Source organism: Dechloromonas denitrificans, assembly GCF_001551835.1.
Taxonomy (GTDB): Bacteria; Pseudomonadota; Gammaproteobacteria; order Burkholderiales; family Rhodocyclaceae; genus Azonexus; species Azonexus denitrificans.
This window is the reverse complement of record NZ_LODL01000040.1, coordinates 299,392-309,708: the sequence shown is the minus strand read 5'-3', so window position 1 is coordinate 309,708 and position 10,317 is coordinate 299,392. Positions and strand designations below refer to the sequence as shown.

Below are 10,317 nucleotides of genomic sequence, written 5' to 3'. Positions count from 1 at the left end.
ACAAGTTTCACGCGTTCATGAGTCGCCGAATAGACTGCCCTCAATAGGGCGCTTACGATGTACCAATGGCTGCCGCTGTCGATACCGGACGTTGACCTGCTATCTGGCCAGACGTCCGCTGTGTGCCTCAAACCGGAAACTTGCTGGAACGCAGTGCGCTAGACAACCTGAACGGCAGCTCTCGTAAGCTGCGAAATGGTGCTGTTGCGGATTCCAGTTTTGATGGCCATTGACTCCAATGTTTCGGATACATTGAGCTGAACAGCTCATCACTCACATTGGACCGCCTGCTTCTTCTGTTCTCGGCCAAAAACAGTCATTTCCCCAAGAACTGTTTTCGGCCTCAAGATGGCCAATCTATATATATGCGTACCTACCGCTGCGCGAAACCAAACCTCTCTTAGGGCTTGGCTCGCGCTCAGCGAGCGCTTAGATCAGCGTCCGAAATAGCATCTGCACTATTGATGCGCTGTTTCCGGTTTCCGGCTTGCGCAGTGACACCGTTCTCAGTCGGCACAAGCGTCCAAATCTTGGCTTCAATCCCGTCATTCTGCAGCTTGCGCAGAAAGTAACGCGCCTGCAGAGCATCATGGGTAGCGATCACGACCTGGAAACCATGATCAACGATATAGTCACGCAGCAAATCGAAAACCGCAGAAGCATGAACCAGGTCGTGATGCTGAGTCGGATCATCCAACAACAGTGCTTTCCAAGGAGACCACTGATGACTCATGGCCATTGACAGCAGGAAGGTCAATTGAAGATCCGTCAACTGCGCCTCACTCGCGATATCAGGTACCGGTACCGCTTTATTGCCAAGCGGTACAGAAACGCCGGCACGATCCTTGTTGTACGAGCTGAAGAACTTCAGGCTTGCCTCGTGGAACCTAGACTCCCGCACGACTCGTTTCAGCAGCGCCTGCCAACGGGGTACCACCTTGCCGACATGATTCTGAACGTTCTCAATTTCTTTCTTGAGCGAGCCGTCCAGCAAATCCATCGCGTCCGAGATCAAGGTCAATCGCGAGAAGCTGGATCGTGCCGCGTTGATGCTGTCATTGAGGAAAGCTTCGAAGGCCTCTTCTGAACGCTCAAGACGCTGAGCATCAATCAGCCGCTGTGCCAGTTGTGATTCATTCAACTTGGCCCAAGCAGAAATTTCCACCCCAATGCCTTCGAGTACTGAAACATAGCCCTCGAGGAGGGGCAACGTGGCACGCAGCGTCGCTTCACGGGCCTGCGCAGCTTCCGCAAGTGGGTCGCCGGTCAACTCCAGCTCTTGCCAGCTTGCTCGGAATTGCAGAAGGAGCGTTTGAACCCTTCTGATTTCCTCCTCAATTCCCTGGACAACGGTTGATGACTCAAGCAACTGATGTTGTTGGGTGTCCAGGGCGGATTGCACAGTCCCGACCTTACCGTTCAGATCGCTGATCTGCTGTTCCAGCTGAAATTTTGCTGCTGTGAGTTGCTCGAGCGTTCGAGCCAGCGGTTCCCCAGAGGTAAGCGCGGCTAGTGCGGCGACTGCTTGATCCAATCGTGTAGCCGCTTCGCTCTGTTGAACTCGGGCCAAGTCAAGCACGTGTCGTGCCGAATTGAAAGCTCGCTCGGTTTGTTCAAAGGCTTCAGGAGTAGGGAGAGCGTCCAATGCCGCTCGCTGATCAGCCAAACGCTTTTGGGCAGGAGCAATGCTATCGAGCTGCTGCCTGAGCGCCTCCCTTGCCAACGGGAGCGAGTCACTAGCCAAAATGGGATCGGTACGAAACTGCGTAACTTGCCGTCTCAGATCCTGGCGGCTGGACTCCAAAGCACCCAACTCTCCTCGGGTGAGGTCTAGTGCTTGCTGCGCTTTCTCAACCGCGACCTCACTGGCCGTCAACGCTTCCACCGCAGCTCGCAATTGCTGCTCAGCTGCGGTCAAACTCGGATTGATCGCTTCAAGGGCTTGAGCCACCCGGGACTGAAGCTTGGCTGCACCATGCGGCTCCAGGCAAAGTGGGCATTGATCTTGGTCAGCGGGAAGATGTTGCGCTATGGATGCAACGGCCTGACGGATTGCGTCGGCGGAAGAACTGAGCATCTCATAGTGTGATCGGGCAGTGGCCTCCGCAGCTTTACACGTCTCATACGAGGAACGTTCGGCATTCCGATCTATGCTCTGCTTATCAATGAGTACTTCGAGAGCAGTGATTTGCTGGGCAACCTCGTCGATCCGCTGCTCAGTGGCCTGCCAGTCGGCAAGCATTAGTCGCCCCTCGTCCAGACGCTGCTCGGTCTGGCTGATTCCCTGAAGCAGGATGTCAATCTGAGCATGCTGGTTACGAACACGTTGGTTGTGCTCATGCTGCTCGCGAAGTACATGAGAATTTTTTTCAGCCTCACGCAAGGCAGCAATCGCCGACGTCAACGCGTCATTACGGTGATCGATCTCCTGTTTGGCTGTAGTTTCTCCAACTAGGCGCTCAAGTTGCTGCCCGATACTGGTAATTTCTTGCTGTGCAGCATGGATACTGGCCTGATGCTCCTGCAATGCGGCACTGCCTTGAGCCCTTGAAGTTGTGTGGCGGTCAAACGTCTCACTCGCCGCCGTGAGGTCTGCATTGAGCTTTTCAAGCTGCTTCCGCGCCGCAGCGAAGCTTTCAACAAGATCATTTACCAAGGCGAGGCTTGAGATATGCTGCCGAGCCCGCTCGACCTTTCCTTGCAAAATCTCGGACAGTGCGGAGTGTGCAATCGTTAGCCCCTCCTGGCTCGCGGGCCCGGTCAGTAAGCCAGGCGGAATCTGGCTCAGGCTTTGCGTCTGGTTTGCAGTGTCAGAGAGAACGTCAGCAATTCGATCGCGCGGGCGTAATGCACCTACTGCACCGGCAGCAGCGATGTCACGTTCCTGACGTAGACGAATCCACTCGTTCAAATCAGTCTCATGCCTGATCAATACTTCTTCCGCACGGGCTTTTTGCTCAGTCAGCGACCGTCGCACAGCAGCAAGGGTGGTGCGAGCTTTAGAACCGTCGCTACCAATCGGCAGCTTGGCCAGCTGGGATCCGGCTTCCTTTTCCTCCGCATTGACGATCCACCCGTTCTCCCTTTGATCCAAAAGGTGGGTTAGGCGCAGTAAAAATGGGATGTCACTTGCGGACACATTAGGAAAGACGCTGCTTAAGTCCCCGTCCTGGCAGACCTTGCCCGCTGCAGTCACACGTGATGTCGCGGTCAGCTCAGAAAAATTCAAACTGACTGCCGCTGCGGTCTGATCATCACGAATGATGTGGGCAATGTCGTCACGGAGTCGTGCGATTTTCCCTGTCAGACCAAACTCGATCGCCTCAAATACCGTTGTTTTGCCCGTACCATTCGGTGCGAGCAAAATAGTCGCCCCAGGACTCAGATCGATGGTGACGTCAGACCCGAATTTACGCAGGTTCGACAGGGTGATGGAATTCAACTTGCTCACGGCTGAACCTCACTTTCACTCAGCGAATCGATGAGTACACGCACGACATCCGCTCCGTTTTGGTTGGTCAGAAGCTGCGTTCTCCAGGCAGCGATGTGTGGAGCCGACCAAGGGCGCTCATTGGACAGAGTGTTCAACGCCGACACCAAAGGGTCGCTAAGCGTCTCGACATCGCCAGCAGGATCCAAAGCAGCCAAGAATGTCCGGTTAAGAAAATCACCAGCCGCTTCAGATTCGCGCACAACAACCTTGCGGCAAAATCTGTCATCAGTCTCAATCCGCGCAGCGTCATCTTTAGCGATACCGCTGATCATCAGGAACATATAGAGGTCGGCAGTCTCAGGCTCCGGCAGCACATCCCGGACATCGGCAGCCCACTGGTTGGCTGCTTGCAGGGCCGTTAATGGTAGCTCGATGAGTAGAACCGTCCGCCAGCCCGCCCGTTCGATGTGGGAGCGCTTGAGCCGAAGAACATGCGAGCCGTACTCGACCTCAGGCAGCATAAGTTCCGTTACGTCCCGGGGACACACGTCATACCGACCCTCTACACGCTGAATGATTGCGCTAGTCAATTCCTGCAGTGTCAGCATGATTAGTGTCCTTCCCCATAAGCTTCGATTGCTGCTTCGCGCGTGTCGCGCCAAGCATCCCAATGACGTTTAAATTGCCCTTGTAGCTGGGCGAGTGTTCCGGTACGCAGGTACTTGAGCACCCCAAATCGTGTCACCAGCAACTTGGGTTGTCGCTCAGCTGCCATGCTGTTACTGGTTTCAAAATCATCAGCCATGCCGGATTCAAGCAGGCTCGTGGGAGACCCTTCGACGCCCGCAAGAATGACTACCGGTGCCGGTGAAGGCCCCAAAACAGCCATTAGCTCATCGGCAACAGGCCTGGCGCCGCTGTGATCGCCGGATGCGCCTGACCAGTTTTTCAAAGCGATGCTGAGAACTTCCCCAATATTTGGGATTTCGCGCCAATTGCCGTCGTCATTACCGATCGCGACGCACACTAGAAGCAGCATCAAAATGGCGGTTTCCATTAGATCTGCAGTACGAGGCCCTATGCGCAGCGCGTGCTTCCCGTCCAAACCTTCTGTTTTGGGGTACATCAGTTGCTCAAACAGCGAATCACGCGCAGCGGCGTCAGCTGTAAGCTCAGCGGCCCAAGAGCGCCACTTCGGTTCCAATGCTGCCAGTAATGGCGTGTCGGATACCGAGTTCAACCTGGTCGTGATGCGGGCTTGCAGCTGCTCCCACACAAGATTATTCATTGCCCTGTGAAGTGCTGAAGATTCATCTCGCGTCTCTAGGATCGTCGAGAGCTCGCGACCCGACGCACAGGACAGCGCTTCTGAATTGTCTATCCAAGGAAGCTCATCAAGGTCATTTTCGCTGATCCCAAGCGTTCTACCCAGCTCGTTCCCGGCGCCTTGTCGCCAGAGCGGCTCACCCAAAAGCAGGCAATGGCTCCCGCTTTTCAAGTGCAGAGCCAGGCGAAGGATGGCCGAGGGGAGGGCCACTGTATTTGGCGTGGGCGGGCAATAGGTAGCGTGCAGCCGCAGCTTTCTGTTGTTACCGCCCGCTGTCCAGTGGTGACCGACAACTTCCGTGGCAGCATGGGGCACTGGCAAGCTCGTCGTACCATTTAGGTTGTGGGTACCGGCGACCATCCAACTCGACCCAGCCAGCGGCTTCATGAGGTATTGCGTCCAGGTCACAGCATCTGACCGGCGTGCGTCTTTGAGATGGTTGGCCATCGCATGACAACTGATGGCATTAACATCCGTGGTACTTGTAGAAATGTACCCCACCAGCTTCTCAAGGGTTGCCCGCGGAACATTGAAGTGCCGTCCTAACGACTCGCATGCACGCTCTTCAAGGTTCTCTTCGCTCCCAACGGCATGGATCGTGAGTGCCCGCATCGTTTGGCGAACGTGATCCCAGTCGGTAAAACCGCACCAGGTCGTCAACCATTTGTAGACATTTTGAGTTGGGGTATCGGCGCGGCTGGAGAGGGCAGCCAGGTCAAGTCCATCCTGCTTGCAGAGTCGACAAAACTCATGCAGGTGGTTGGCGGTGATGAAGTCACTCCGCTTGCCCTTGAGGGCGACTTCCAGGCCGAGCAGGATGAGTGAAAAAGCGCGGGCTGGCGGCTGCTTGGACTGGGGTGTGAGACTCCAGGCAGACAAGCTCTTCATGGCCTTATCAAGCTCAGAGTCGATGGCGCTATCGGGCGGGACAACTGGCGTTGCACTTGCTGCTGCCTTGCTGCCGGCCTTGGGTGTATAGGACTTGATGTAGTCGGCTTTATCGATGTGCTTATCGCAGAAGGGGGTCGTCTGCCGCTTGATTTGGAAGTGCTCGAAATGCTCACCTGCATGATAAATGACCACGTCATCCCATTCGCCGATACCGCCCTGCTCGGCGCCGATCAGCAACGGTGCAGGGCACCCATTCAAGTATTTGTCCACCATGTCCGACAAACGTTGAGCAATTACCAGCTTCTCGTAACGGCCTTTTTGCTCAAGCCGGAACCTTCTAATCATTCTGAATCCCTTCAAGCATTTCGATACCCAAAGCACAAATGGCAGGCGGCAGGTGGGAACACTGCAATGAAATGCAGATGACATCCCGCAATAGCCCATATGTGGTAGTTGCGGTCTAAGTTTACTGAGTAAAAGTCAATCTTTTGCCAAGAATATGGCCTTGCGACAGAGCGTGTCCGGAATTTTGTGTAAACGGGGTTTGGGTTAAACGTTGTTGATCCGGTCTTCAAACTGGATGGTAAAGCGAGTGAGCGCCGCCTTCCAATCCCGAATGGGCATGGTCCATTTCCGGCTGATGTTGCGCAGCGCCAGGTAGAACAGTTTCAGCAGTGCTTCATCGCTCGGAAACGAGCCACGGTTCTTGGTGATTTTGCGCAGACTCATGTTCACCGACTCGATTGCATTGGTCGTGTAAATGACCTTGCGAATCTCCGGCGGGTAGTCGAAAAACGGAATGATCCTCGGCCAGTTCCGACGCCAGGACTGACTGATCGGCAGGTAGGCATCGTCCCATTTGTCCTCGAATTCACCGAGCATCTGTTCAGCTTCGTCGGCCGTCGCACAGGTGTAGATTCGCTTCAGGTCAGTGGCGACCTCTGGTCGCATCTTCCACGAGACATAGTTCAAGCTATGCCGCACCATATGGACGATGCAAAGCTGAACGGCGGCCCGGGGATAGACCGCTTCAATGGCCTCCGGGAACCCCTTGAGACCATCAACGCAGGCAATAAAGATGTCCTGTACGCCGCGACTCTTCATTTCGGTGATGACCTGCAGCCAGAACTTGGCGCCCTCGGTCTGGGCAATCCATAGGCCCAGTACTTCCTTCTCACCAGCCATGTTGAGGCCGATGGCGAGATAGACCGCCTTGACCCGCACACCGCCATCCCGGACCTTCACGTGGATGCAGTCGAGATAGACGATGGGGTAAATGCTGTCCAGAGGCCGGGACTGCCAAGCCTTGACCTCTTCGATCACGGCATCGGTGACGGAGGAAATCAAGGTCGGCGAGACCTCGGTGCCATACATCTCTTCAAGATGCGCCTGTATCTCGCGAACCGTCATTCCTCGGGCGTAGAGCGACAGAATCTTGTCGTCAAAGCCGCTCCAGCGGATCTGGTGCTTCGGGATCGGCTGCGGCTCGAACGTGCCGTGGCGGTCACGCGGGATTTCGATGGGCAGTTCGCCGAACTCGCCCTTCAAAGTCTTCTTGCTCTTGCCGTTGCGGGTATTGCCGGCAGGATTCTCTACTGGCTCATTCTTGTCGTGACCAAGGTGGTCAGCCATCTCCGCTTCCAGCACCTTCTCGACCAGTAGCTTGGTCAGTTGCTTGAGCAACCCGTTCTCGCCAATCAGGTCTTCCGGCTTTCGGTAGTTAGCCAACAGGCTGTCCAGTAACTCCTTGGGTACTGCTTTCTTTCCTACGGTCATCATCGCTCCTGGCAATGTGGCAGTTTCCTGCCGGGTGACCGTTTACACAAAAATTCTTACACGCTCCTGGTTTGGGAGGCTTACCTAATAGTTAGCCAACAAGAACAACCAGCCATGCATCCACTAAAAGTAACCATAGTTTCACTGGGTAGTTTGAAATACCCAGTCAACATGTCCTATCTGGAAGGCTGGAAGAGCCAGATCATCAAGCTCAGTCACGGAGCATCGGTTGGTCATCTACCTGATGCCGAAGGTGATAACTGGGAGTACACAAGCGACCAGCTTAGTTCTCTTGTGCATGCAGACAACAATGCAAGTTTTACAGTCGCATTAATTAGTGCCCCCTTGGAAGACAACTACTACATGCGGCGCCTCGGAGATAAAGTCGCCGTCCTTTCCCTATTTGAAATGGCCGAGATAGTTCGCTTCTCTGACTTTACGGTTGAGAATTACATTCTCCGCAACATCTATGAACTTGCTGTTCTTTATGCAGCCAATGGCGCTCTAATTCTGTCCGATGCGTATTCGTGGGCGCATGACGATGTTAGAGGCTGCCTGTTTGACATGAATGCAAACAAATCAGACATCGTGTTTTCTTTGCATCAACCGAAACTGTGCGACGCGTGTAAGGCTAGAGTTCTATCGAAGCAAGTGGATTCAGGGTTTCTGCCAGCGCTCTCTAAAGAGCTACAAAAAATAAAAAAGGCACTCTATTTCCGCATGTCGGAATGGGTTAAGGCGCATCCGATACTGGCTTTGATCGTAGCAGCGTTATCCGCAATTTCCCTTAACTTGATCGCCAGTGTCATTTTTGAAAAAGCCAAGTGTCTTTTCCCGTGGCTTGGCTAACCCATCAATCCACCGGACCGTCAAAAGCTACTCTTTTGCCGGTCCGGTAATTTACAACGTTATGCCTCGGAGGGAGCGTGTAAGAATTTTTGTGCAACTGGTCAACCGCCGACTGGAATCATTTCTGCCCGCCCTGGTCTCACCGGCAACAGTTCCGGAGAACCCCATGCCCAAGATCGAAAAAACCGACGCCGAATGGCGTGCCCAACTGAGCGATGAGGAATTCCGCATTACCCGCCAGAAAGGCACCGAACGCGCCTTCACCGGCAAATACTGGGACAGCCACGCCGACGGCACTTACCGTTGCGTCTGCTGCGGTGCACCGCTCTTTCGCTCGGAAACCAAGTTCGATTCCGGTTGCGGCTGGCCCAGCTTCCACACGGCGAACGATGAAAAACTGGTCGACGAGCATGACGACCGCAGCTTCGGCATGCTGCGCACCGAAGTCACCTGTCACGACTGCGGCGCCCATCTCGGCCACGTATTCCCGGATGGCCCGGCGCCAACCGGCCTGCGCTACTGCATCAACTCCGCCTCGCTGAAGCTGGAAACCGACGAGTAAGCACAAACAAAGCCGCCATTTCCAGCTCCGTCACCACGCGGGGAACCAGCGGTACGAATAGCGGCTCACAGCTCGGTAGCCCGTTCAATTCACCGACCCGCGGCTATCGGAGATGCCTGTGGAAATCGGCCGGTATCGTACTGGCCGCCGGCTATTTGGCGAGCCAACTGGTCGGTTCACGCAAGTCGTCGGGCAACCTCGAAAAAATGTAATCGGATTTGTGCCTTTTCTGGCGGTTGACCGCATGAATGCCATTGCTGGCCCCGGTAATCACCCTAGCCGCCACGCTGCCGTGGCAGGAAGCGCATGGCGAACGGGAGTCGACCGGGCGTTTCTTCGGCCAGTGGGCGGTGTTCGTCGCCATGCTCGGCTTTTTCCTCTGGCTGGCTTATCAGTTCGCGCTTGGCGCCGGGATGCCCGAAGTGGCGGCGGCTTTCGCCGCCTTCCAGCCGGTCGAGACGGTCTGCTGGATCACTGCCGGGCTGTTCGCCGCCGTTGCCGTGACGCACCGTCGGCGCCGGCCGGAGCAAGCTTCGCTCGACAATCGAATGCGTTGATCGGCAAGTTCGCGGCGCCAAGCGGATTCGGCGTCCCTTTTTTGTTACGAAATGTTAGGGGCTGAAACCCGGCGCCGGCTCGTGCGTTCGTATCAATATGGGGCAATGTCCGAGATTTGCTCCGTCGAAAAGGAGATCCGAAATGAAAACTATCCGAATCGCTCTGCTGGGCTTGATGCTGTCGGCGGGACTGGTGTCCGGCGCCTACGCCGACGGGCCGCGCGTCAGTATCAGCCTGGGTTACCCGGTCTATGCGGCACCTCCGCCGGTCTATTACACGCCACCACCGCCGGTTTACTACGTGCCGCCGCCTCGCATTTACCGCCGGCCACCGCCGCCGCTGGTTTATGCTCCCCCCTACGGCTACGCCGGCTATTCTTATGGCTACGACTATGGCCGGCGCGGCGGGCCGTATAACCATCGGCATCATCACCACTAGGTGCGCCGAAACGGTTGGCGGCCAATTGATCGCTCAGATGAAAGAGGTTCGAGGAAAATGACGACGATTCTGACGGTGCACCGCAAGAGCGCGGCAATTTCCGACCAGCGCGGCGGGTAAAACAGCCATGTCCCTGGCGTCGCTGGCAGCGCGACATTTCCGCGGCAAGGCTTGGCCCACCATCCTCGCTTTGCTGATCAGCACCGGCGCCTGGCCGCAGAGTTCAACGCTCTCCACCAGCCTGGGCATGGCCATCCTCTGCCTGGACGATGTGGAGCCGGGCTATTTTTACAACGCCATGCGCCGCCGTCCCTACAAAACCGAGGATGGCGCCTACTGGTTCAAAACCTCGGAGCAGTTGTTCGGCGCGCCAGTCACCGAAATCTTCATCAGCGATGGCAGCAGCCGGCATGCCTTCGTCGGCGCCATTTCCTCGCTGTCACCGGCCGAGTTGGCGGCCGTCATCTCGGCTGGCGCACCGGC

General features: G+C 55.8%; 9 protein-coding genes. 5 read left to right on the top strand and 4 right to left on the bottom strand.

Annotated elements, in window-relative coordinates; translation table 11 throughout:
* Positions 1–418: 418 nt before the first annotated feature.
* The 4 genes from AT959_RS20165 to AT959_RS20150 all read right to left on the bottom strand — a co-directional run bounded on the left by AT959_RS20165 (position 419) and on the right by AT959_RS20150 (position 7,427).
* On the bottom strand, positions 419–3,451 hold the full coding sequence (locus AT959_RS20165; protein ID WP_066887494.1) for an AAA family ATPase: 3,033 nt from the start codon (positions 3,449–3,451) through the stop codon (positions 419–421).
* The gene (locus AT959_RS20160; RefSeq protein ID WP_066887491.1) at positions 3,448–4,041 is read right to left on the bottom strand and encodes an ABC-three component system middle component 1; all 594 of its coding nucleotides are present in this window, start codon (positions 4,039–4,041) and stop codon (positions 3,448–3,450) included. Before AT959_RS20160 ends, AT959_RS20165 begins: the two co-directional genes overlap by 4 nt.
* A gap of 2 nt (positions 4,042–4,043) precedes the next feature.
* Positions 4,044–5,996 (bottom strand): ABC-three component system protein, encoded by a 1,953-nt coding sequence (locus AT959_RS20155; protein ID WP_066887488.1) that lies wholly within the window; start codon positions 5,994–5,996, stop codon positions 4,044–4,046.
* Between the two features lie 204 nt (positions 5,997–6,200).
* Positions 6,201–7,427 (bottom strand): IS256 family transposase, encoded by a 1,227-nt coding sequence (locus AT959_RS20150; protein ID WP_066887574.1) that lies wholly within the window; start codon positions 7,425–7,427, stop codon positions 6,201–6,203.
* 171 nt (positions 7,428–7,598) lie between these two features.
* On the opposite strand from AT959_RS20150, the gene AT959_RS20145 reads away from it, so the two are divergent.
* From AT959_RS20145 to AT959_RS20125, 5 genes are all read left to right on the top strand, one after another.
* Positions 7,599–8,276 carry an SPRY domain-containing protein gene (locus tag AT959_RS20145; RefSeq protein WP_066887485.1) on the top strand — a complete coding sequence of 226 codons (678 nt, stop codon included), beginning with the start codon at positions 7,599–7,601 and terminating at the stop codon, positions 8,274–8,276.
* Positions 8,277–8,442: 166 nt separating this feature from the next.
* The gene (gene msrB, locus AT959_RS20140; RefSeq protein ID WP_066887482.1) at positions 8,443–8,838 is read left to right on the top strand and encodes a peptide-methionine (R)-S-oxide reductase MsrB; all 396 of its coding nucleotides are present in this window, start codon (positions 8,443–8,445) and stop codon (positions 8,836–8,838) included.
* Positions 8,839–9,086: 248 nt separating this feature from the next.
* Entirely contained in the window at positions 9,087–9,395 is a 309-nt protein-coding gene (locus tag AT959_RS20135; RefSeq protein ID WP_066887479.1) for a hypothetical protein, read from the top strand.
* 142 nt (positions 9,396–9,537) lie between these two features.
* Positions 9,538–9,834, top strand: coding sequence for a hypothetical protein (locus AT959_RS20130; protein ID WP_066887476.1), 297 nt, complete (start codon positions 9,538–9,540; stop codon positions 9,832–9,834).
* 127 nt (positions 9,835–9,961) lie between these two features.
* Positions 9,962–10,317 (top strand): hypothetical protein (locus AT959_RS20125; RefSeq protein WP_205629978.1); only part of this gene is annotated, 356 nt, incomplete at its 3' end.